The following is a 22,266-nucleotide window of genomic DNA, read 5'->3' as shown; positions in this document are numbered from 1 at the left end:
TACCCACCTTCACTTTCTGCGCCGTCTCCACCGTGACCGCATCCCCCACCGCTACCCCGACACCCCGCCCTGGCGACAGCTATGTGCAGTCCTTTGCGCGCGGGCTGGAGGTGATCCGCAGCTTCAGCACCGACGCACCGCGCCAGACCCTGACCGAGGTCGCCCAGCACGCCGGCCTGACCCGCGCCGGCGCGCGCCGCATCCTGCTCACCTTGCAGACCCTGGGCTATGTGGAGAGCGACGGCCGCCTGTTCAGCCTCACGCCGCGCATCCTGGACCTGGGCTTTGCCTATCTGTCGTCCATGCCGATGTGGAACCTGGCCGAGCCGGTAATGGAAGACCTGGTGGAGCGGGTGAAGGAATCCTGCTCGGCCGCGGTGCTGGAGGGCAGCGACATCGTCTACGTGCTGCGCGTGCCCACGCACAAGATCATGAAGATCAACCTGGGCGTGGGCTCGCGCCTGCCAGCCTGCTTTACCGCGCTGGGCCGCGTGCTGCTGGCCAGCCTGCCGGACGAAGACGTGATCGCGCGGCTGGAAGCCACACCGCGCACTGCCCTGACGCGCCACACCGTCACCGGCATCAAGCCGCTGCTGGCCCGCATCCGCCAGGCCCGCACACAGGGCTGGTGTTTGCTGGACCAGGAATTGGAAGAAGGCCTGGTGTCCATCGCCGCCCCCATCGTGGACCGCCGCGGCCAGACCATTGCCGCGCTGAACGTGAGCGGCCAGGTCAACCGCGTCGGCGTGGACGCCATGCAGCAGCAGGTGCTGCCGCAGTTGCTGGCGGCGACGGAGGCGATCTCGCAGCGGCTGCAGGCGCAGGGGCGCTGAGCCTTCGCGTGAAGAGCGCGGGAGAGGTCTTGCGCAGGCAGACACCACGCTACATTGCGTTTCCAGCAACTGCAAGGAGCGCATGAGAATGGTGAACTTTTCGTTTGAGCACTGGCTCATCCTTCTGACCACCCTGGTGATATTTGGCGTACCGCTTTGGCGCATCGTCGCGCGCACGGGCCACCCCGGCCTCATGGCCGTCCTGCTCTTCATTCCCTTGGTGAATGTGGGCATGCTCTGGTGGTTGGCGTACAGCAAGTGGCCCAAGCTGCCTGATCGTTCTTAGCCGTTTGCGCAGGCGGCGCCGATATCCGCCCCTACTGCAAATCGAAGTCCATGTTTGGTCGAATCAAGCTTCACCCATTCATCAAAACGAACCCGCCGCACGCTGACTGCGTGCCGGCAAGCAAGGAGTTGCTGGACAAGTACGCGGGGCTGCTGCCAGCTGCGCTGCTGGAGCTGTGGCGCAAACATGGGCTGGGGCGCTACGGCCGCCAGCAGCTCTGCCTGATTGATCCGGATGCATGGCAATCCACGCTAGACCGGTGGATTGTTTCGCCACCCGGCACCACCATGCGCGTGCCTATTGCGATCACTCCGTTCGGCACTCTTCTTTTCTACCGCAAGCTCACGGCGACGGATGAGGACATCGCGACACTGAACCCGGTGGCCCGCAGCACCGGCCTCCTGAGCTTGGACATGGTGGATCTGTTCAACCACGCCTTGTGCGACCCGGGCGAGGTCGATGAACTCACCAGGCCCAACATGCTCGACGCCGCGCAGCAGCAAGCCGGCGCACTGGCACCCGGCGAGGCCTACTACATCGACCCCATGCTGCTGTCCATGCAGATGCTGAAGATCACTCGGGCCGATGCGCTCGCGCTTCACCAGCAACTGCGCACGCAGGTCGATCACGAGCAGGCGCCCCCTGCGCCGCCGCCGAACAGCATCGGCGAGGCCATACCCACCGACTACCGCGCGGCCTTCAAGGACGTGGAGAGAGACGCGCAGCATGCGCACGGGCTCTACCTGTCGACCTACATCGATTGGCGCCGGCTGCTCATGCTCGATGCGGATGGCGGCTACCAACTGCTCTTCTGGAAGAACCACCACAAGACGGGCGAGGCATCGGGCATGCGGCACTACAGCGGCGGCTACCGTGTGCTGGAGACCGATCGGGGCGACTGCCTGCTGCAGCTGGACCTGGAGCTCAACAGCGACTCATCGGGCGGTGACGACAACGATGCCGATCTGTACCTGATGCGCAGCGGCGGCGGGCCGCTGCTGCTGCAGGCCGCCCACCTGGAAAGCATGGCAACAGCCATTGGCGGGCGCGGCACCATGGACAGTTCTGAGTACTACTTCCGGCCTGTGCGGCTGGGCGATGCTTTCCCAGACGAGGACTCCGACGGGATGGAAGCACCGCCCTTCGAGGACCTGCCGGCCGCGCTGCAGGCCCTGGTGCACCGCGAGCCGCTGCGGGCCACGATTGTTGAGCTTGACCCCGACGACGAACCGGAGGACTCCACCCTGATGGTTCGGGTCAGCCTGGGCAGCGCGGACGGGCTGCGCATGAACATGCCGCTCATGTCGCCCAAGGGCAGTCCGCGCGATCTCCGCGGCTGGGTGTGGCGGATGGACCCGCAGCGCTGCGGGGTCGGCGTCCACGTGGAACGCGACGCGGCGGGTGCCATCGTCAATGGACCGCAGGTGGGCGACGTGCTGGTGAGCCGCGCAGATTGAAGCGCCAGGCACCGCGGCGAGGACCTGGCGCAGCGCCGCTGCTACCCCTTGCGTGACACCTGAATCGCCTGCACACGACGGCCCCATCCACCGTGCTACGCTGCCGCCACCATGTTCAATCCCACCCAGCAGGATGTCCGCCGTTTTTTCTGTTCCGTCTATGCCAAATCGCGCAGCGACGCCCCGATGGAAGCCATCGAGGTGCTGGCCGGCCAGTGGATCGCGGAGCACCCTGAGTACCACGCCGATCTGGCCGATGTCGATGCCGCGCTAGTGCGCGTGTACGAAGGCGCCGACCGCGAAAACCCCTTTCTTCATCTCTCCATGCACCTGTCGATCAGCGAGCAATGCTCGATCGACCAGCCGCGCGGCATACGCCAGGCGGTAGAGCTGCTGACCGCGCGCCGCGGCTCGCTGCACGACGCGCACCACGAGGTGATGGAGTGCCTGGGCAGCATGCTCTGGGAAAGCCAGCGCGCCGGCCGCCCGCCGGATGGCAATGCCTATGTCGCCTGCGTGCAGCGACGCGCCACGCGGGACTAACCCCCAGGCTACGCGGTGTTCTTGGGTGGGTCGCGGGCTCATCTGCGGCTTGCCGTCTTGCGCGCCACAGGCCGCTTGGCGGCCAGTCGCAGCAGGGACACCATCTCATCGCGCGCAGCAGAGGGCGCGGCATCGCTGCGCAGCAACAGCCCCACCGCCTCCTCGGTGCCCGTGGTGTCGATGCGCAGGCGCAGCAGGCGGCGCGCGCGCAGGTCTTCGCCGGCAGCGCCCTGGGGCGTGATCCAGACCGCGTCCGACTGCGCGGTGAGCAGGCCCGCCAGGGACACGTCCAGCGTCTGCAGCGTGTGCGCCGGCAATGCAATGCCCAGCGCGGCAAAGAAGCTCTCGGTATGCAGGCGCGGGATGGTGCCTTCGCCGTAGACCACCAACGGGTAGGCCAGCACCGCCGGCACCGAGGCCGCGCGCCGCGCCAGCGGATGGCCGGGGCGTACGACAAAGGCCAGCGGCTCGTTGTAGAGCAGCGCAAAGCTCAGGCCTTCCATCAGGCGCGGGTCGCTCATGCGGCCTGCCACCAGGTCCAGCTCGCCGGCGCGCAGGTCTTCCAGCAGTACGGCGTTGGCCGCCGTGCGCACGGTGATCTGCAGGCCGGGCCGGCGCTCGCGCAGGCGCGCCAGCGGCTGCGGCAGCAGGGCCGGGGCCACGCTGGGCAACGCGCCTATGCGCAGGCGCTCGGGCCCGGCGCCAGAGGCCGGCGCCAGCACCTGGGCGCTGGCGTCCAGCGCCTCCAGCACACGCAGCGCATGGGCCAGCAGTTGCTCGCCTGCGGCCGACAGGCCTTGCACGCCGCGGCGGCCGGCGTCGCCGCGCTCCACCAGGCGCGTGCCGGCCAGCGCTTCGAGCTCGGCCAGGGTCTTGGAGACGGCCGGCTGGGTGAGCGCCAGCCGCGCGGCAGCGCGCGCCAGGTGCCGCTCTTGCGCCACTGCCACCAGGCAGCGCAGATGGCGCAGTTGCACATTGCGGGCAAAGGAGGAAGATGAGGCGCTTGTTTCTTTCATAACCAGCAGTCATGCAAATTGCTTGAATCTTCAATTTACATCATGCAAGCGCCAGCCGAGAATCCGCACCGTGTTTGCCCCACAGGAGACCCCATGCTGACCAAGACCCAGACCCCCAGCACGCTCATCACGCCGCGTGACTGGAGCAGCCATTCCCCTTACCTCTACCCCGGCTACAAATCGACCGGCAAGCGCGGCCCGACCAAGCCGCTGATCCCGCTCAAGGCCGCCCTGGGCGAGCTGAACCAGCCGGTCTACGGCCACGACAGCATCAGCGCGCTGGACCATGACCTGACCCGCAACGCACGCAAGAACGGCGAGCCGATCGGCGAGCGCATGGTGCTGGCCGGCCGCGTGGTGGACGAGCGCGGCCGCCCGGTGCGCAACACCCTGGTCGAGCTGTGGCAGGCCAACGCCTGCGGCCGCTATGTGCACAAGATCGACCAGCACGACGCGCCGCTGGACCCGAACTTTCTCGGTGCCGGCCGCTGCCTGACGGACGACGAGGGCCGCTACCGCTTCCTCACCATCAAGCCCGGCGCTTACCCCTGGGGCAACCACCCCAACGCCTGGCGCCCGCAGCACATCCACCTGTCGCTGTTTGGCCAGCACTTTGCCAGCCGCCTGGTGACGCAGATGTACTTCCCCGGCGACCCGCTGCTGCAGTACGACCCGATCTTCCAGGGCACGCCCGAGAAGGCGCGCGCGCGCCTGGTGGCCGACTTCACGCTGGACCTGACCGAAGAAGGCTATGCGCTGGGCTACCAGTTCGACATCGTGCTGCGCGGCGCCGACGAGACGCCCTTCGAAACCAAGAAATAAAGAGCCCCGCCATGAGCAATGACCTGATGAGCGCCCAGCGCAACAGCTTCGGCCAGACGCCCTCGCAAACCGTGGGCCCGTACTTTGCCTACGGCCTGACGGCGGAGCAGTACCGCTACGACTTCGACCAGCCTTTCGACGCGGTGCTGGCCTACCCCAATGCCCAGGGCGAGCACATCCGCCTGGAAGGCGTGGTCTACGACGGCGACAACAACCCGGTGACCGACGCCATGATCGAGATCCACCAGGCCGACGCCAGCGGCCACTACGTGCAAGCCAGCGCCGCGCCACGCGCCGCCGCCGTGCAAAGCGGCTTCCGCGGCTTTGGCCGCACCGGCACCGGCACTGACGCGCAAGCGCGCTTCCAGTTCGACACCGTCAAGCCCGGCGCTGAAGCCGCAGGCCAGGCACCGCACATCCACGTGATCGTGCTGATGCGCGGCATGCTGCTGCACGCCTTCACGCGCGTCTACTTCAGCGACGAGGCGCAGGCCAATGCCGCCGATGCGGTGCTGCAGTCAGTGCCGGCCGAGCGCCGCGACACGCTGGTGGCGCAGCGCAGCGAAGCCGGCGGGCGCGTGGTCTACCGCTTCGACATCCACATGCAGGGCCCGCAGGAAACGGTGTTCTTCGACGTCTGAGGCGGCGCCGTGGAATTTCAAAATAGATAGCGGCATGCCCAGGCAGAACCTGCATTTCAGGTATAAAACATGCTGAAATTCAGGAAGCACCCGGGCATCCAGCTATTTATTTCATAGCGAAAGATTCCAGCCCGAACCCGCCTTGGCGCGCCAGGCGCCGGGCGTGCCGCCGGTCCAGCGCTGCACGGCGCGGCGCAGGCTGCGCGGGTCAGAGAACCCCACCTCGGCGGCGATCTCTGCCAAAGAATGGCGTGGCCGGGCCAACCGCGACAGCGCGCGCTGCCGGCGCTCTTCGGCCAATAGCCCGGCATAGCTGTGCCCGGCCTCGGCAAGGCGCCGGCGCAGCGTGCGCTCGCTCAAATGCAGCTCGGCGGCAATGGCCTTCAGGCCCGGCGGGCGCGCCAGGTTGTGGCGGATCGCCCGCACCACCGAGGCGGTCAGGTCCAGCGTGTAGGCGCCGCTGTGAATTTCTTCCTGCGCCATCAGGGCCTGCACCGCGGCCCGCGTGCGGCGATCTGCGGTGGGCACGGGCACTGCATGCAGCGCAAAGGCCATGCGGTTGGCCGGCTGGCCAAACTGCACCGGGCAGCGGAACACTTCCTCGTACTGCGCGTAGTGCGCCGGCTTCTCTATCGCCAGGTCCACCGACAGGGGATTGATCTCTGGCTGCACCAGCACGCGGCAGGCGCGCAGCATCGCGGCAAAGGCGGTGTCGACCAGGAAGGGCGTGACGTCCGGGTCACCCGGGCGGACATGGGCCAGCATCGAGAACCAGCGCGCCGAGCGCTCGGTGCGCAGCTCCAGCAGGCTGCCCATCGCATGCTGCGCATCGACCGCGAATTCCAGCATCTCGTGCAGCGTGTCGCAGGCCATCATGCCCAGCGCGGCCAGCCCCCAGGACACCACGTTCAAGCCACTGCCCAGCTGCAGCCCCAGGCCGGGCTCGTTGAGCCGCGCCAGCGCGCGCCGCGCCATGCGCACCGATTGCGCGTAAGAGATGCGGAACTCCACCAGGTCCAGGTCGTCCAGGCCAAAGCCCAGGCCGCGGCACAGCGGCTCCGGGTCCTGCCCGCGCAGGCGCATGCCGGCGACCAGCGCGCGCGCCAGCACCGCTGGCAAGTCGGCCACGTGCTGCGAAAGCTGGGCGCCCGCTGCGCCCGCCCCTGCACCGGGCGCAGGCCCCGGCTGCCGATCCTCGCCCGCCCTGTGTGAAAGATGAATTCGATGCATGCGCTCCCAAGATGACGGTGTCCCCATGGCGGCTGGACCGCGTGCATTCTTTCCGAAGCCCCCTCCCAGGGTGCTGTTGATGCGCCGGCCCGGCGGACATTGGCCGCGTGGGTCCTGTTTTGGCCGGAATGGTCCCTTCATTGCTGCACTGCAACAGTCGAAATTACGACATGGCTATTCCCCCTGAAATTCGGCACTCCATCCACGCCCCCGCCCTCGCGGCTTTGGGTGCATTGGCGGTGGCCGCACTGGCCCGCGTCGCGCCCGCGCCCTGGCAGACCGCCGGCTGGCTGGCCACAGCCGTGCTGGCCGCGCTGGGCGCCGCCGCCGCTCACCACGCCTGGCGCGGCCGGCGGCAGCGGCAAGAACAACTGCAGCGCTACCTGCACAGCCAGCGCGGCTTTGGCGCCGCGCTGGCACCGGTCTGGTCCGGCCAGATCGAGGCCTCGCGCGGCCAGATGGACAGCGCTATCTCCAACCTGGCGCTGCGCTTTGGCGGCATCGTGCAGCGCCTGGAAGACACGCTGCGCCAGTCCGCCGGCAGCGACGCCACCGCCGGCGCCGGCGCGGTGCATGCCGAGAGCCAGCAGGAGCTCGAGACCGTCGTCGAATCCCTGCGCGAAGCCATGCGCAGCAAGGCCGCGCTGCTGGCCCGGGTGCAGGAACTGCAGGGCTTCGTCACTGAACTCGGGCAGATGGCCGAGTCAGTTTCGCGCATTGCCCAGCAGACCAACCTGCTGGCCATCAACGCCACCATAGAGGCCGCGCATGCCGGCGAGCGCGGCCGTGGCTTTGCCACCGTGGCGCAAGAGGTGCGGCTGCTGTCCAAGGTCTCGGGCGAGGCTGGGGCCCAGATCGCGCAAAAGATCGAGGCCATCAGCGCCGCCATCGCCGGCACCCGCGACGCCGCAGAAGACGCCAACCGCGCAGAGACCCAGGTGCTGCAGGCGTCCGAGCTGAAGATCCAGTCGGTGCTGGCCGGCTACCGCGACTTCTCCGGCGCGCTGGCCGACTCGGCCGAGACCCTGCGCCTGGGCAGCCAGGGCATACGCGACGAAGTGCACGAGGCGCTGGTGCAACTGCAGTTCCAGGACCGCGTGGGCCAGATCATGGGCCACGTGCGCGCCAACATCGAGCGCCTGCCGCAGGTGATCGAAGAGCACTGCCAGGCCTGCGAGCGCGCCGGCGTGCTGCAGCCCATCCATGCCGCCGCGCTGCTGCAGGAGCTGGAAAGCACCTACGCCATGGCCGACGAGCGCCAGGTGCACCACGGCGCCGCAGCCAGCACCCCGGCCCGGCACGAAGAAATCACTTTTTTCTGAGGACCCCTTTCCATGGCAAAAACCATACTGGTCGTCGATGACTCCGCCTCCATGCGGCAGGCCGTCGGCATTGCGCTGCGCGGCGCGGGCTACGAGGTCATCGAAGGCACGGACGGCCAGCAGGCGCTGGCCCGGCTCACCGGCCAGAAAGTGCACCTGATCATCAGCGACGTGAACATGCCGCACATGGACGGCATCAGCTTCGTCAAGCAGGTCAAGCAGTTGCCGCTGTACCGCTTCACGCCGGTCATCATGCTGACCACCGAGAACCAGGAGGCCAAGAAGCGCGAAGGCCAGGCCGCCGGCGCCAAGGCCTGGGTGGTCAAGCCCTTCCAGCCTGCGCAGTTGCTGGCCGCCGTCGAAAAGCTGGTGCTGCCATGATGCCGGCGTCCCCCTCCGACGCTATCGACGCCATGCTGCGGATCGAAGGCGACATGACGATCTACCGCGCCGCCGAGCTGCGCGAGCAGTTGATGGAGGCGCTGCAGGGCGACCAGCCGCTGACCATAGACCTGTCTGGCGTGACCGAGTTCGACAGCGCCGGCCTGCAACTGCTGCTGGCGGCCTGCGCCACCGCCGCCGGCCAGGGCCAGCCGCTGCGCCTGGCCCGGCCCAGCCCCGCCGTGCGCAACACGCTGGCGCTGTTCGGCCTGGACGAGGCACTGACGGCGGGCCGCGCATGAACCTCGACGAGGCACTGCCCACCTTCATCGCCGAAAGCCGCGAGCTGCTGCAGGACATGGAGCACGCGCTGCTGGGCGTGCTGCCCGCGCACGACTCGCAGCACGCGGTCAACGCCATCTTCCGCGCCGCCCACACCATCAAGGGCTCGGCCGGGCTGTTTGCGCTGGACGACATCGTGGCCTTCACCCACGTGCTGGAGAGCGTGCTGGACCGCGTGCGCGACGGCGCCCTGGCGCTGGACGAACCGCTGGTGGCGCTGCTGCTGGGCTGCTCCGACCACATCGGCATGCAGGTGGAAGCACTGGCCAGCGGCACCCCAGACCCCGGCACCGCCGACCGCGCCGTGCCACTGCTGGCACAGCTGCAGCAGCACCTTGGCGCGGCGCCGGCCCCGGCGCCTGCCGTCAGCGCCAGCGCCGCCAGTACCGCAGTGGCGCCCGTGGCCGGTGACGGCGGCGAAGGCGGCGCCGACCACTGGCACCTGTCGCTGCGCTTTGGCGCCGAGGTGCTGCGCAACGGCATGGACCCGATCTCCTTCCTGCGCTACCTGGGCCGCATCGGCCGCATCACCGGCGTGGCGCTGCTGCCCGGCAGCGTGCCGCCGCTGCAGGCACTGGACGCGGAGCGCTGCTACCTGGGCCTGGAGCTGGGCCTGGCCAGCGAGGCCGAGCTGGCCACGATTGAGGGCGCATTCGAGTTCGTGCGCGACGACTGCGGCGTGCGCATCCTGCCGCCGCGCAGTCCGGTGGCCGACTACCTGGCGCTGATCGCCGCGCTGGGCGAACCGCCCGCCCTGCTGGCCGAACTGCTGGTGCGCTGCGGCAGCCTGCCAGCCGCGGCGCTTGCCAACGCCATGGCCACCACCGCCGCGCCCGCCGTTGCCGCGCCGCCGCAGCGCGCACCAGAAGCCAAGGCCCCCGAAAGCGCATCGATCCGCGTCGACGCCGACAAGCTCGACCGCCTGATCAACCTGGTGGGCGAGCTGGTCACCGCATCGGCCAGCGCCGGCCTGGTGGCGCGCAGCCTGCGCAACGTGGCGCTGCAGGAATGCCAGGCCACGCTCACCGCCCTGGTCGACGAGGTGCGCGACAGCGCGCTGCAATTGCGCATGGTGAAGATCGGCACCAGCTTTGCGCGCTTCAGGCGCATGGTGCACGACGTGGCGCGCGAACTGGGCAAGGACATCTCCCTGGTGCTGAACGGCGAAGACACCGAACTCGACAAAACCGTGATCGAGAAGATCGGCGACCCGCTGACGCACCTGGTGCGCAACGCCATGGACCACGGCATCGAGCCCGCCGCGCTGCGCCTGGCGCGCGACAAGCCGGCGCAGGGCACGGTCACGCTCAATGCGTACCACGCGTCCGGCCACATCGTGATCGAGGTCCGCGACGACGGCGGCGGCCTGGACCGCGAGCGCATCCTGGCCAAGGCGCTGGAGCGCGGCCTGATCGAGCCTGGCCGCCAGCTCAGCGACAGCGAAACCTACGCGCTGGTGTTCGAGCCCGGCTTCTCCACCGCCGAGCAGGTCACCAACCTGTCCGGGCGCGGCGTTGGCATGGACGTGGTCAAGCGCAACATCGCGGCGCTGCGCGGCAGCATCGCCATTGCCAGCACGCCCGGCCGCGGCACCACCGTCACGGTGCGGCTGCCGCTCACGCTGGCGCTGATCAACGGCTTCCAGGTGGGCGTGGGCCGCTCGGTGTTCGTGGTGCCGCTGGACATGGTGGACGAATGCATAGAGTTCCGCGACGACGGCAGCCGCGACTACCTCGACCTGCGCGGCAAGGTGCTGCCCTTCATCCGGCTGCGCGCGCTGTTCGACATTGGCGGGGCGCCGCCGGCGCGGCAGAACATCGTCATCGTGCGCCACGCCGGCCAGCAGGTCGGCCTGGTGGTGGACACCTTGTTTGGCGAATCACAGACCGTCATCAAGCCGCTGTCGCGCCTGTTCGGCCAGGCGCGCGGCATCAGCGGATCGAGCATCCGCGGCAATGGCGACGTGGCGCTGATCCTCGACATCCCCGCCCTGGTGGACGGCCGCGAAGGCAGCCCGCCGCCGCTGGCGCAGGGTGCCCCGCTTCTCGTCTGACTGGATCTCAAAGGAAAACCATGTTCTCGAACTTCAAGATAGGTGTGCGGCTGATCGCCGGCTTCGTGCTGGTCGCGGCCATCAGCGTGGTGGTCGGCATGTTCGGCCTGTCGGCCTCTGGCCGCATCAATGACCTGGCCACGGCCATGTACAAGAACGAGCTGCTCGGGCTCTCCTACATCAAGGAGGCCAACATCAACCTGATCTACATCGGCCGCGCGCGCGGCAACTTCCTGCTGTCCACCACCACGGCTGGGCGCGATGCGCAGCTGCAGTCCATCCGCAAGTACTCCGACGCCGTGAAGGCCAACCTGGACAAGGCCAAGCCGCTGTTCGTGACCGAGCGTGCGCGCGAGATGTTCGCCAGCTTCGACAAGGGCTGGGAGGACTACCAGCAAGAGCTGCAGCGCACCATGGCCCTGGCGGCCCAGCAGCGGCTGGCCGAACATGACGAGACCCTGGTGCGCGCCCTGCAATCGGTGCGCGAGAAAGGCGACGTGCTCGACAGCCTGATGACCGAGCTGAGCCTGCAGAAAGAGGCCCGCGCCTCCCAGGCCAACGACGAAACCGATGCCATCTACCTCAGCAACCGGCACCTGCTGCTTTCGGTCAGCGCCATCGGCCTGCTGCTGGGCGTGGCGCTGGGCTGGCTCATCAGCCGCAGCGTGAGCCGCCCCATCAGCCGCGCCGTGGAGGTGGCCGATCGCCTGGCCGCGGGCGATCTCACCATGCAGATAGACGTGCGCTCCAAGGACGAGACCGGCCAACTGCTGCTGGCGATGCGCAACATGGTGACCAAGCTGTCGCAGGTGGTGGCCGAGGTCAATGCCGGCGCCGAATCCCTGGCCGGCGCGTCGGAAGAAGTCAGCGCCACCGCGCAGTCGCTGTCGCAGGCCTCCAGCGAACAGGCTGCAGGCGTGGAAGAAACCAGCGCCTCGATGGAGCAGATGACCGCCTCGATATCGCAAAACACCGACAACGCCAAGGTCACCGACGGCATGGCCACCAAGGCCGCCGCAGAAGCCACCGAGGGCGGCGAAGCCGTGCGCGCCACCGTCGCGGCCATGAAGCAGATCGCGCAGAAGATCGGCATCATCGACGACATCGCCTACCAGACCAATCTGCTGGCGCTCAACGCCGCCATCGAGGCCGCACGGGCCGGCGAACACGGCAAGGGCTTTGCCGTGGTGGCGGCCGAGGTGCGCAAGCTGGCCGAGCGCAGCCAGGTCGCGGCGCAAGAGATTGGCGATGTCGCCGGCTCCAGCGTCGAGCTGGCCGAGCGCGCCGGCCGCCTGCTCGACCAGATGGTGCCCAACATCCGCAAGACCTCCGACCTGGTGCAAGAGATCACCGCCGCATCGGAAGAGCAATCCTCCGGCGTTGGCCAGATCAATGCCGCCGTCAGCCAGCTCAGCCAGACCACGCAGCAGAACGCCTCCAGCTCCGAAGAGCTGGCCGCCACGGCGGAAGAAATGAGCGGCCAGGCCGAGCAGCTGCAGCAGGCCATGTCCTTCTTCCGGCTGGACCACGGCCTGCCCACCGCCGTGGCACAGCGTGCCGCGCGGCCCAAGCCCAAGGCGCCTGCCATGCGCCGCCCGCCGGGCGGGCTGGGCGCGGTCGGCGGGCTGGCGCTGGCCGGCGCCGACGGCCCGGATGAATCCAAGTTCGTGCGCTTCTGAGCGGCCATGTGTCCGCGAAAGACCGCAGCATGAGCGCAGCACCCGCATCCGAGCCCCGGCAGTACCTGACCTTCTCGCTTGGCGGCGAGATGTACGCCATTGGCATCCTCGCCATCAAGGAAATCATCGAGTACAGCGACCTGAGCACCGTGCCCATGATGCCGCCCGCAGTGCGCGGCGTGATCAACCTGCGCGGCGCCGTGGTGCCGGTGGTGGACCTGCAGGTGCGCTTTGGCGGCCAGCCGGCGCCGGTGACCAAGCGCACCTGCATCGTCATCGTCGAGACCGGCGCCGAGGACCTGGCCGACAAGGGCGAGCAGCACGTGATCGGCCTGGTGGTCGATTCGGTGAGCGAGGTGCTGGACATCGCGCCCGCCGACATCGAGCCCGCGCCCAGCTTTGGCGCACGCATACGCAGCGACTTCATCCAGGGCATGGGCAAGGTGCGCGGCCGCTTCGTCGTGCTGCTGGCCACCGACAGCGTGCTGGCGCTGGACGAGATCGGCGCGCTGGCCGAGGCACCCGCCACGGCAGACGCCGTGGCACCGGCTTGAGGACGGCATCGCAGCAGCGCATGGCGCCCCTCGGCAGCCGCCATGTCTGCTCGGTGCTGGTCATAGACGACAGCGCCGTGCAGCGCCAGCACGCGGCCGCGCTGTGCCGTGGGCTGGGCGTGGCCACGGTGCATGAGGCCGCAGGCGGCAGTGAGGCGCTGGCCTTGCTGGCGCAGTTGCCCGAGCCGCCCGACCTGCTGCTGCTCGATCTGGAAATGCCCGGCATGGACGGCGTCGAGCTGCTGCACCAGATGCAGCGGCACGGCATGGCGCGGCCCGTGGTCGTGGTGTCGCAGCGCGAGCAGGCCCTGATCGACCTGGTCGTCTCGATGGCGCGCACCATGGCGCTGGACGCCCCCGCCGGCCTGCACAAGCCGCTGGATGCGCAAGCCCTGCGCCAGGCCTTCGAGCAGTTGGGCCGGCGCAGCGCCGTCGGCACGGCCGAGTCCCGCGCGCCGGAGCCGGCGCAACTGCGCAACGCCATCGCCCAGGGCCAGATCAGCGTGCACTACCAGCCCAAGGTGGACGTGCGCACCGGCTTCGTGCGCGGCGTGGAAGCCCTGGCGCGCTGGCTGCCGCCAGGCCAGCCTGCGATAGCGCCCGATTGTTTCGTGCCGCTGGCCGAGCGCGAAGGCCTGATCCAGCCGCTCACCCGCGCCGTCATGGAGCAGGCCTTTGCCCAGACCGCCACCTGGGGCGCGCGCGGCCTGCACCTGCCGGTGGCGGTCAACCTGTCGGCGCAGTTGCTGGAAGACCCGGGGCTGGTGGACGAGATCCGTACCCTGGCCGCACGCCACGCGCTGGCGCCGGCGCAGGTGGTGCTGGAGCTCACCGAGAGCGAGCTGGTGTCCTTTCGCGGTGCCGCGTTTGGCGTACTGGCACGGCTGCGCCTGCAGGGCTTTGGCCTATCGCTGGACGACTACGGCACCGGCTTCTCGTCGATGCAGCAGTTGGCGCGCATCCCGTTCACCGAACTCAAGATCGACCGCGCCTTTGTGCACGGTGCCAGCCACAAGCGCCGGCTGCAGGTGATGCTGCATTCCGCGCTCGATATGGCGCAGCGCCTGGAGCTGCCCACCGTGGCCGAAGGCGTAGAGACGCTGGCCGACTGGCGCCTGCTGCAGCAACTGGGCTGCACCGCCGGCCAGGGCTGGCTGATCGCCCGGCCCATGCCCGCGCAAGAGCTGCCCACGTGGCTCACCACCCACCGCCAGCGCCGCCGCGAGCTGCTGCCCGAGCCCTTGTCCGCCTCCTATCACCCATGAGCATTTCCCTCAGCGACCATGAGTTCGGCCAGTTCCAGCGCTTCATCTTTGAGGCCGCCGGCATCCACCTGTCGCCCGCCAAGAAGGCGCTGGTCTGCGGCCGCCTGGCCAAGCGCCTGCAGGCGCACCAGTTGCAGCACTACGGCGACTACTTCGCACTGCTGCAAGACCAGCGCCACGCCGCCGAGGCGCAGACCGCCATCGACCTGCTGACCACCAACGAGACCTACTTCTTCCGCGAGCCCAAGCACTTCGAGCTGGTGCGCAGCATCGCAAGCTCTGCGCAGGGCTCTGCGCCACTGCGCGTGTGGAGCGCGGCCTGCTCCACCGGCGAAGAGGCCTACAGCATCGCCATGGTGCTGGCCGACACCCTGGGCGGCCGCGCCTTCGAAGTGGTGGGCACCGACATCAGCACCCGCGTGCTGCAACAGGCGCGCACCGGCCACTACCCCGAGCAGCGCACGCGCAACATCCCGCCGGCCTACCTCAAGCGCTTTTGCCTGAAGGGCCAGGCCGAGCAGGCCGGCACCCTGCTGGTGGAACGCGGCCTGCGCCAGCGCGTGCGCTTTGTGCACGCCAACCTCAACACCGCACTGCCCGAGCTGGGTCTGTTCGACATCGTCTTCTTGCGCAACGTGATGATTTACTTCAACGGCGACACCAAGCGCCAGGTGGTGGCGCGCGTGCTGTCGCTGCTCAAGCCCGGCGGCCACTTCTGCATCGGCCATTCCGAAAGCTTGAACGACATCAGCAGCGCCGTGCTGCCGTTGGCGCCCTCCATCTACCGCCGGCCATGAGCGCAGCGCTGCCATGCCACCGCGCCAACTGCGTCCGGACGACGTCATCCTGCAGCCCGGCGAATATTTTGTCGGCGGCGGCTGCCGCGTGCGCACCGTGCTCGGCTCCTGCGTATCGATCACGCTGTGGGCGCCGCGCCAGCGCCTGGGCGCGATGTCGCACTTCCTGCTGGCCAGCCGCCCGGCCACGGCGCGCCGCGCGCCGGATGCGCGCTATGGCGACGAGGCACTCGACCTGATGCTGCGCGAACTCGGCCGCGCCGGCATCACGCCCGGCGACTGCGAAGCCAAGATCTTCGGCGGCGGCGACATGTTCCCGCGCCAGCGCGGCGGCGCCCTCCCCATCGGCCTGCGCAACGGCGAGGCCGCGCGTGCACTGCTGGCCGCGCGCGGCATCGCGGTGCGCACCGAACACCTGTTCGGCCTGGGCCACCGCCACATCGTGTTCGAGACCGACACCGGCGCGGTCTGGGTGCGCCAGCCCGCGCCGGGCGAGCTCAGGGAGTCCCCATGACAGCCGCCATCAAGGTCATGGTGGTAGACGACTCGGCCGTGGTGCGCCAGGTGCTGGTCGGCCTGCTCAACGCGGCGCCCGGCATCGAGGTGACGCACGCCGTGGCCGACCCGCTGCTGGCCATCGAGCGCCTGAAGCTGCAGTGGCCCGACGTGATCCTGCTGGATGTGGAAATGCCGCGCATGGACGGCATCACCTTTCTGCGCAAGCTCATGCAAGAGCGGCCCACGCCGGTGGTGATCTGCTCCACGCTGACAGAAAAAGGCGCCAAGACCACGCTGGAGGCCATGGCCGCCGGCGCCGTGGCGGTCGTCGCCAAGCCGCGGCTCGGGCTCAAGCAGTTCCTGCAGGACGCGGCCGACGAGCTGATCGCCACCGTGCGCGCTGCCGCGCGCGCCCGTGTGGGCCGCCCCACGCCGCTACCGACGCCCGCAGCCAAGTACACGGCCGATGTGATCCTGCCGCCGGGCGCGGCCCAATCCATGGCCCAGACCACCGAGCGCGTGGTGGCCATGGGCACCTCCACCGGCGGCACGCAGGCGCTGGAGGCGGTGCTGACCGCGCTGCCGCGCGTGGCGCCCGGCATCGTCATCGTGCAGCACATGCCAGAGAAATTCACCGCCGCCTTCGCCAGCCGCCTGGACGGCCTGTGCCGCATCGCCGTGAAGGAGGCCGAGCACAAGGACCGCGTCATGCCCGGCCGCGCGCTGATCGCGCCGGGCGGGCGCCACATGGTGCTCAAGCGCAGCGGCGCACAGTACTTCGTCGAGGTGCTGGACGGCCCGCTGGTGAACCGCCACCGGCCTTCGGTCGATGTGCTGTTCCGCTCGGTGGCGCGCTGCGCCGGCGCCAATGCGCTGGGCATCATCATGACCGGCATGGGCGACGACGGCGCCGCCGGCCTGCTGGAGATGCGCCACGCCGGCGCCCGCACCATCGCCCAGGACGAAGACAGCTGCGTGGTCTTCGGCATGCCCAAGGAGGCGATCAGGCGCGGCGCCGTGGAGCGCACCCTGCCGCTGGCCGCGCTGGCGCGCGAGATGGTCGGGTCGCTCCATTATTGATAGCTATAAGCCCAGACCACACCTGGGCTAGAGGCCTTTTTTACCAAAAAAAAGCTGCTCGATGAGCAGCTTTTTTCTGGAAGCCGCAAGGGCCTCAGCGGAAGCGCGCCTCAGGCACGGTCTTCAGGTCGCCGTCGATCGAGCCGATATAGCCCGCCAGCGCCTTCAGGTCGGCATTGCTGAACTGCTTGGCCACGCCGGCCATCACGCCATTGGAGCGGCCGACGCCGGGGTTGTTCTCAGTCTTGTAGGCCTTGAGCGCGACAAACAGGTAGTCGGCATTCTGGCCCGCCAGATGCGGGTAAGACGGGTCGATGGGCTTGGAGAAGTTGGCGCCGTGGCAAGAGATGCAAATGCCCTTTTGCAGCAGTGCCGCAACCTGCGCGCTGGGTTCGCGTGCGGGCTTCTCGGGCAGCACCAGGGCCGGGTCCTTGCCCAGTTGCGCGTAGTAGGCCGCCACGTCGGCGATGTCCTGGTCGGTCAGGCTGTCGGCAATGCTGCGCATGGTCGGGTGCTTGCGGCTGCCGTCGCGGTAGGCGTCCAGCGCGGCAACCAGGTACTTCTCGTTCTGGCCGGCGATCTTGGGCACCTTGTAGACCTCGGGGAAACTGGCCTGGTAGCCCACGATGCCATGGCAGCCAATGCACATCGACACCTTCTTCTCGCCGGCCTTGACGTCACCCTTGACTTCCTGGGCCTGGACCGATCCGAAAGCGGTCACAGAAGCGACAGCCATTGCAAACACCGTGGAGAACAGCTTATTCATTTTGCGCGCACAATCTGGTGGAGGTTCAGACGCCGGAATCAACCTTTGATTATAGCCAGCAGGACCTTCCGACACGCCTGCGCGGCCGGGCCGCGCGGCGGGGCCCGACCACTCTTTCGCGCAGACCTTCCATGAAGTTCCAAGGCTCCCAGAACTACGTCGCCACGCAAGACCTGATGCTGGCCGTCAACGCCGCCATCACCCTGCAACGGCCCCTGCTCGTCAAGGGCGAACCCGGCACCGGCAAGACCATGCTGGCCGAGGAAGTAGCCAGTGCGCTGGGCATGCCGCTGCTGCAGTGGCATATCAAGTCCACCACCAAGGCACAGCAGGGTTTATACGAATACGACGCCGTGAGCCGCCTGCGCGACAGCCAGCTGGGCGACGAACGGGTCAAGGACATCCACAACTACATCGTCAAGGGCGTGCTGTGGCAGGCCTTCACCGCAGATGAGCCGGTGGCGCTGCTGATCGACGAGATCGACAAGGCCGACATCGAGTTCCCGAACGACCTGCTGCGCGAGCTCGACCGCATGGAGTTCTACTGCTATGAGACGCGCGAAGTCATCCGCGCCAAGCGCCGGCCGCTGGTCTTCATCACCTCCAACAACGAGAAAGAGCTGCCCGACGCCTTCCTGCGCCGCTGCTTCTTCCACTACATCAAGTTCCCCGACGCCGAGACCATGCAGCAGATCGTCGACGTGCACTTCCCCACGCTCAAGAAGGAACTGCTCGCCGCCGCGATGAAGACCTTCTACGACGTGCGCAACCTGCCCGGCCTGAAGAAGAAGCCCAGCACCTCCGAGCTGATCGACTGGCTGCGCCTGCTGGTGGCCGAAGACATCTCGCTCGAAGCCCTGCAGAGCAAGGACGAGAAGGTGTCGGTGCCGCCGCTGGTGGGCGCGCTGCTCAAGAACGAACAAGACGTGACGCTGTTCGAAAAATTGGTGTTCATGAATACCCGGAACCGTTAACTGACATGTCCTTCGTCGAACCCGTCACCCTTTCCGATCGCGGCCTGAAGCTGGTGCCGCTGGCCCTGTCGCATGAAGCCGGCTTGCGCGCCGCCGCGGCTGATGGCGAGCTGTGGAAGCTGCGCATCACCTCGGTGCCCGAGCCCGAACAGACGCGCGCCTACATCGAGTCCGCGCTGGAGATGCGCGAGGCCGGCAACCGCTTCGCCTTTGCCGTCACCGACGAGGCCAGCGGCGAGGTGCTCGGTACCACCAGCTACCACGACATCCTGCCCGCCGTGAAGCGGGTGGAGATTGGCTACACCTGGTACGCGCAGCGCGTGCAGCGCAGCCATGTCAACACCACTTGCAAGCTGCTGCTGCTCACCCATGCTTTCGACACGCTGGGCTGCGAGGTGGTGGGCTGGCGCACCGACAACTTCAACTTCGCCTCGCAGCGCGCCATCGAGCGCCTGGGCGCCAAGAAAGATGGCGTGATCCGCGGCCACGCCCTGCGCCGCGACGGCACCATCCGCGACACCGTGATGTACAGCATGCGCCGTGGCGAATGGCCCGAGGCGCGGGCCCAACTGCTGTACCTGCTGGAACGCCGCACCAAGCTGCAGGAGTAACACCATGCTGATCGACTTCTTCCGCTCCCTGCGCGCCGCAAAGCTGCCGGTGTCGGTCAAGGAGCACCTGGCGCTGCTGGAAGCGCTGCAGGCCGGCGTGGTCGGCCCGCGTTCGGACGGCGCCTGGGCCATCGACGACTTCTATCACCTGTCGCGCACGGTGCTGGTGAAGGACGAGAAGCACTACGACAAGTTCGACCGCGCCTTTGGCGCCTACTTCCACGGTGTCGAGCTGGTGACCGACTTCACCAAGGAAGTCCCGCTCGACTGGCTGCGCAAGACGCTGGAGCGCGAACTGACGCCCGAGCAAAAGGCCGCCATCGAGAAGATGGGCTGGGACGAACTGATGGAGACGCTCAAGAAGCGCCTCGAAGAGCAAAAAGAGCGCCACGAAGGCGGCAGCAGGTGGATAGGCACCGGCGGCACCTCGCCCTTCGGCCACGGCGGCTACAACCCGCAGGGCATACGCATTGGCGGTGCCGGCAAGAACAAAAGCGCGGTCAAGGTCTGGGAGCAGCGCGCCTACAAGGACTACGACGACACGCAGGAGCTGGGCACGCGCAACATCAAGGTTGCGCTGCGGCGCCTGCGCAAGTTTGCGCGCCAGGGCCTGGCCGAGGAGCTGGACCTGGACGACACCATCCACGCCACCGCGGCCAATGCCGGCTACCTGGACATCAAGATGGTGCCCGAGCGGCGCAACAACGTGAAGGTGCTGCTGCTGATGGACGTGGGCGGCACCATGGACGAGCACGTGGCGCGGGTGGAAGAGCTGTTCTCTGCCGTCAAGAGCGAGTTCAAGCACCTGGAGTTCTATTACTTCCACAACTGCGTCTACGACTTCATGTGGAAGAACAACCGCCGCCGCTTCAGCGAGAAGTTCCCCACGCAGGACATCATCCGCAAGTACAACAAGGACTACAAGCTGATCTTCGTGGGCGACGCCACCATGAGCCCCTACGAGATCCTGCACCCCGGCGGCAGCGTCGAATACAACAACGAAGAGCCCGGCGCCGAGTGGCTGCAGCGGCTGACCCATGCCTTCCCCAAGTACGCCTGGATCAATCCCGAGCCGCAAGGCGTATGGCAGTACCGGCAGAGCATTGGCGTGATCCAGCAGCTGATGTCGCAGCGCATGTACCCTTTGACACTCAAAGGTCTCGAAGAGACCATGCGCCTGCTGTCAAAATGAATCAATGCCCGGACGCTCTCCGACCTCACCCCTCCTCCTACCCGCCCTGCTCTGCTCCACCCTGCTGCTGCCCGGCTGCAGCCTGCTGACCAAGAAAGAAGACCGCGCCGCCCAGGCCGATGGCACCCAGGTGCTGAGCAGCGCAGACGCCGTCGGCGCCAGCGGCAAGGCAGACGCGCAGGACACGCGCCGGCCCGCCTTCACGCTCGACGTGCAGGCGCCCAAGGACATCCGCGACTACCTCACACGCAACCTGGAGCTGCAGCGCTACCGCCTGCTCGACGACCTGGACGCGCGCGAGCTCTCGCGCCTGCTGGGCGCGGCCGACACCAACGCGCGCGACCTGCTGGGCACGCTTGGCTACTTCTCGCCGCGCCTCACGCTGGAGCTGCGCGAAACGCCCAACGGCCCGGCCCCGCGCGAAGTCGTGATCACCGTCGAGCCCGGCCAGCAAACCCGCATCGCCGAGGTGCACATCGACTTCACCGGCGCCATCGCCAACAACCCCGCGGCCGCCAGGCAGCGCGACGCCATCACGCGCGGCTGGTCGCTGCGCGCGGGCCAGGGTTTCACGCAGGGCGCCTGGGACGACGCCAAGACCGACGGCCTGCGCCAACTCAACGCCCGGCGCTTTCCCACCGGCAGCATAAGCAGCAGCCAGGCCAGCGTGGACGCCGACACCCAGAGCGCCAAGCTCTCGGTCACCTATGACTCGGGCCCGGCTTATCGCTTTGGCCCCGTGCAGGTGCGCGGCAACGAGCGCTACCCGCCCGAGGTGGCACAGCGCCTGTCGCGCGTGCCGGTGGGCGCCGACTACGACCAGGCCAAGCTGCTGGAGGCCCAGCAGCGGCTGGCCGCCAGTGGCTATTTCGACTCGGTCTTCCTCACGCTCGACCCCAACGCGCCCGACCCGCTGGCTGCGCCGGTGATCGCCCAGGTGCGCGACGCCAAGCTGCAAAAGCTGGTGCTGGGCGTGGGCGCCAGCACCGACAGCGGCGCCGGCATCAGCATCAACCACACGCATAACCAATTGCCGCTGATCGGCTGGCGCGCGGTCTCCAAGCTGGCCTATGACCAGAAGACGCAATCCCTGGGCTCCGAGCAAAGCTCGCTGCCGGGCGACGACAACTGGCGCTGGGTCACCTCGCAACTGGCGCAGCGCGAGGTCTCGGGCAGCTACGAGGTCAACAGCGGCCGGCTGCGCGGCGGCCGCGCCAAGACCACCGACCACATCGACCGCAACTACTACCTGCAGTACGACTACGCCAAAAGCCAGGGCACGGACGCGCCGCCGTCGGGCTCGGCCGTCAGCGTCAACTACGGCTGGACCGGCCGCTACTTCAACAGCAACACCGCGCCCACGCGCGGCTACGGGCTGGCGCTGGAAGTCGGCCCCGGCTACACGCTGATCGGCGAGCGCGTGCCCTTCTTCCGCAGCTATGCGCGCGGCCTGTTCTACCTGCCGCTGGGAACGGTACAGGCCGAAGGCGGCGATGCACGGCGCAGCCGGCTGCAGTTCCGGGCCGAAGCCGGCGCGGTCAACGCCCGCGACAACGCCCAGATACCGGCCACGCTGATGTTCCTGACCGGCGGCGACACCACGGTGCGCGGCTACGGCTACCGCCAGATTGGTGCTCGCACCGTCAACGATCTGATCTACGCCGGCCGCTACATGGTCGTGGGCAGCGTCGAATGGCAGCGCCCGGTGGTCTGGAACGGCGAGATGACCGATTTCGAGAGCGCCGTCTTCCTCGACGCCGGCGCCGTGGCCGACCAGCCCAGCGATCTGCAGACCAAGGTTGGCGTGGGCGCAGGCCTGCGCTGGCGCAGCCCCGTGGGGCCATTGCAGGCCGACCTGGCCTACGGCGTGGCCGAACACCGCCTGCGCCTGCATCTGCGGCTGGGCTTTACTTTCTGACGCGCC

At 68.3% G+C, this 22,266-nt stretch carries 23 protein-coding genes; 20 read left to right on the top strand and 3 right to left on the bottom strand.

The genetic code is table 11. The annotated features are described in order from the left end of the window. The first annotated feature begins 32 nt into the window (after positions 1 to 32). From AAFF27_06255 to AAFF27_06240, 4 genes are all read left to right on the top strand, one after another. Complete coding sequence (locus AAFF27_06255) at positions 33 to 833, top strand: IclR family transcriptional regulator C-terminal domain-containing protein (protein XAH24793.1); 801 nt, start codon at positions 33 to 35, stop codon at positions 831 to 833. Positions 834 to 921: 88 nt separating this feature from the next. Then, positions 922 to 1,119, top strand: coding sequence for a hypothetical protein (locus AAFF27_06250; GenBank protein XAH24792.1), 198 nt, complete (start codon positions 922 to 924; stop codon positions 1,117 to 1,119). A gap of 50 nt (positions 1,120 to 1,169) precedes the next feature. After that, positions 1,170 to 2,576, top strand: a complete 1,407-nt coding sequence (locus AAFF27_06245; protein ID XAH24791.1) for a GAD-like domain-containing protein — start codon at positions 1,170 to 1,172, stop codon at positions 2,574 to 2,576. Between the two features lie 111 nt (positions 2,577 to 2,687). Continuing rightward, the gene (locus tag AAFF27_06240) at positions 2,688 to 3,119 is read left to right on the top strand and encodes a DUF1841 family protein (GenBank protein ID XAH24790.1); all 432 of its coding nucleotides are present in this window, start codon (positions 2,688 to 2,690) and stop codon (positions 3,117 to 3,119) included. Between the two features lie 38 nt (positions 3,120 to 3,157). Here the strand turns inward: AAFF27_06240 and AAFF27_06235 are convergent, their stop codons facing one another. Then, positions 3,158 to 4,135 (bottom strand): LysR substrate-binding domain-containing protein, encoded by a 978-nt coding sequence (locus tag AAFF27_06235; protein ID XAH24789.1) that lies wholly within the window; start codon positions 4,133 to 4,135, stop codon positions 3,158 to 3,160. 93 nt (positions 4,136 to 4,228) lie between these two features. On the opposite strand from AAFF27_06235, the gene pcaH reads away from it, so the two are divergent. Then, on the top strand, positions 4,229 to 4,957 hold the full coding sequence (gene pcaH / locus AAFF27_06230; protein XAH24788.1) for a protocatechuate 3,4-dioxygenase subunit beta: 729 nt from the start codon (positions 4,229 to 4,231) through the stop codon (positions 4,955 to 4,957). Positions 4,958 to 4,968: 11 nt separating this feature from the next. Next, a complete protein-coding gene (pcaG, locus tag AAFF27_06225; protein ID XAH24787.1) occupies positions 4,969 to 5,598 on the top strand; it encodes a protocatechuate 3,4-dioxygenase subunit alpha in 630 nt (209 codons plus the stop codon). A gap of 111 nt (positions 5,599 to 5,709) precedes the next feature. Here pcaG and AAFF27_06220 read toward each other — a convergent pair whose 3' ends face one another. Next, the gene (locus AAFF27_06220; protein ID XAH24786.1) at positions 5,710 to 6,726 is read right to left on the bottom strand and encodes an AraC family transcriptional regulator ligand-binding domain-containing protein; all 1,017 of its coding nucleotides are present in this window, start codon (positions 6,724 to 6,726) and stop codon (positions 5,710 to 5,712) included. A gap of 272 nt (positions 6,727 to 6,998) precedes the next feature. Here AAFF27_06220 and AAFF27_06215 point away from each other — a divergent pair, with 272 nt between their 5' ends. From AAFF27_06215 to AAFF27_06170, 10 genes are read left to right on the top strand one after another with little or no spacing between them, the layout of a single operon-like run. After that, positions 6,999 to 8,150 (top strand): methyl-accepting chemotaxis protein, encoded by a 1,152-nt coding sequence (locus tag AAFF27_06215; protein XAH24785.1) that lies wholly within the window; start codon positions 6,999 to 7,001, stop codon positions 8,148 to 8,150. Positions 8,151 to 8,162: 12 nt separating this feature from the next. Continuing rightward, positions 8,163 to 8,531 (top strand): response regulator, encoded by a 369-nt coding sequence (locus AAFF27_06210; GenBank protein XAH24784.1) that lies wholly within the window; start codon positions 8,163 to 8,165, stop codon positions 8,529 to 8,531. Then, a complete protein-coding gene (locus AAFF27_06205) occupies positions 8,528 to 8,833 on the top strand; it encodes an STAS domain-containing protein (GenBank protein ID XAH24783.1) in 306 nt (101 codons plus the stop codon). Before AAFF27_06210 ends, AAFF27_06205 begins: the two co-directional genes overlap by 4 nt. After that, entirely contained in the window at positions 8,830 to 10,926 is a 2,097-nt protein-coding gene (locus AAFF27_06200) for a chemotaxis protein CheA (GenBank protein XAH24782.1), read from the top strand. The genes AAFF27_06205 and AAFF27_06200 overlap by 4 nt, the downstream gene beginning before the upstream one ends. Before the next feature lie 20 nt (positions 10,927 to 10,946). Continuing rightward, the gene (locus AAFF27_06195; protein ID XAH24781.1) at positions 10,947 to 12,605 is read left to right on the top strand and encodes a methyl-accepting chemotaxis protein; all 1,659 of its coding nucleotides are present in this window, start codon (positions 10,947 to 10,949) and stop codon (positions 12,603 to 12,605) included. 29 nt (positions 12,606 to 12,634) lie between these two features. Next, on the top strand, positions 12,635 to 13,159 hold the full coding sequence (locus AAFF27_06190; GenBank protein XAH24780.1) for a chemotaxis protein CheW: 525 nt from the start codon (positions 12,635 to 12,637) through the stop codon (positions 13,157 to 13,159). A 20-nt stretch (positions 13,160 to 13,179) separates the two neighbouring features. Beyond that, the gene (locus AAFF27_06185; protein ID XAH24779.1) at positions 13,180 to 14,424 is read left to right on the top strand and encodes an EAL domain-containing response regulator; all 1,245 of its coding nucleotides are present in this window, start codon (positions 13,180 to 13,182) and stop codon (positions 14,422 to 14,424) included. Next, a complete protein-coding gene (locus AAFF27_06180; GenBank protein ID XAH24778.1) occupies positions 14,421 to 15,221 on the top strand; it encodes a protein-glutamate O-methyltransferase CheR in 801 nt (266 codons plus the stop codon). Before AAFF27_06185 ends, AAFF27_06180 begins: the two co-directional genes overlap by 4 nt. 13 nt (positions 15,222 to 15,234) lie before the next feature. Further along, positions 15,235 to 15,735, top strand: a complete 501-nt coding sequence (locus tag AAFF27_06175) for a chemotaxis protein CheD (GenBank protein XAH24777.1) — start codon at positions 15,235 to 15,237, stop codon at positions 15,733 to 15,735. Then, entirely contained in the window at positions 15,732 to 16,799 is a 1,068-nt protein-coding gene (locus AAFF27_06170) for a chemotaxis response regulator protein-glutamate methylesterase (GenBank protein XAH24776.1), read from the top strand. Before AAFF27_06175 ends, AAFF27_06170 begins: the two co-directional genes overlap by 4 nt. A 94-nt stretch (positions 16,800 to 16,893) precedes the next feature. Here AAFF27_06170 and AAFF27_06165 read toward each other — a convergent pair whose 3' ends face one another. Next, positions 16,894 to 17,565 carry a c-type cytochrome gene (locus AAFF27_06165; protein XAH24775.1) on the bottom strand — a complete coding sequence of 224 codons (672 nt, stop codon included), beginning with the start codon at positions 17,563 to 17,565 and terminating at the stop codon, positions 16,894 to 16,896. Positions 17,566 to 17,696: 131 nt separating this feature from the next. On the opposite strand from AAFF27_06165, the gene AAFF27_06160 reads away from it, so the two are divergent. From AAFF27_06160 to AAFF27_06145, 4 genes are read left to right on the top strand one after another with little or no spacing between them, the layout of a single operon-like run. Next, entirely contained in the window at positions 17,697 to 18,539 is an 843-nt protein-coding gene (locus AAFF27_06160; protein ID XAH24774.1) for a MoxR family ATPase, read from the top strand. 5 nt (positions 18,540 to 18,544) lie between these two features. Further along, positions 18,545 to 19,150, top strand: coding sequence for a GNAT family protein (locus tag AAFF27_06155; GenBank protein ID XAH24773.1), 606 nt, complete (start codon positions 18,545 to 18,547; stop codon positions 19,148 to 19,150). Between the two features lie 4 nt (positions 19,151 to 19,154). Beyond that, positions 19,155 to 20,342: a VWA domain-containing protein gene (locus AAFF27_06150; GenBank protein XAH24772.1), complete on the top strand. Its 1,188-nt coding sequence runs from the start codon at positions 19,155 to 19,157 to the stop codon at positions 20,340 to 20,342. A 4-nt stretch (positions 20,343 to 20,346) separates the two neighbouring features. Further along, positions 20,347 to 22,260, top strand: a complete 1,914-nt coding sequence (locus AAFF27_06145; GenBank protein XAH24771.1) for a BamA/TamA family outer membrane protein — start codon at positions 20,347 to 20,349, stop codon at positions 22,258 to 22,260. Positions 22,261 to 22,266 lie beyond the last annotated feature (6 nt).

This window comes from Xylophilus sp. GW821-FHT01B05 (assembly GCA_038961845.1).
Taxonomy (GTDB): Bacteria; Pseudomonadota; Gammaproteobacteria; order Burkholderiales; family Burkholderiaceae_C; genus Xylophilus.
This window is presented reverse-complemented; position numbering and strand designations above follow the sequence as displayed.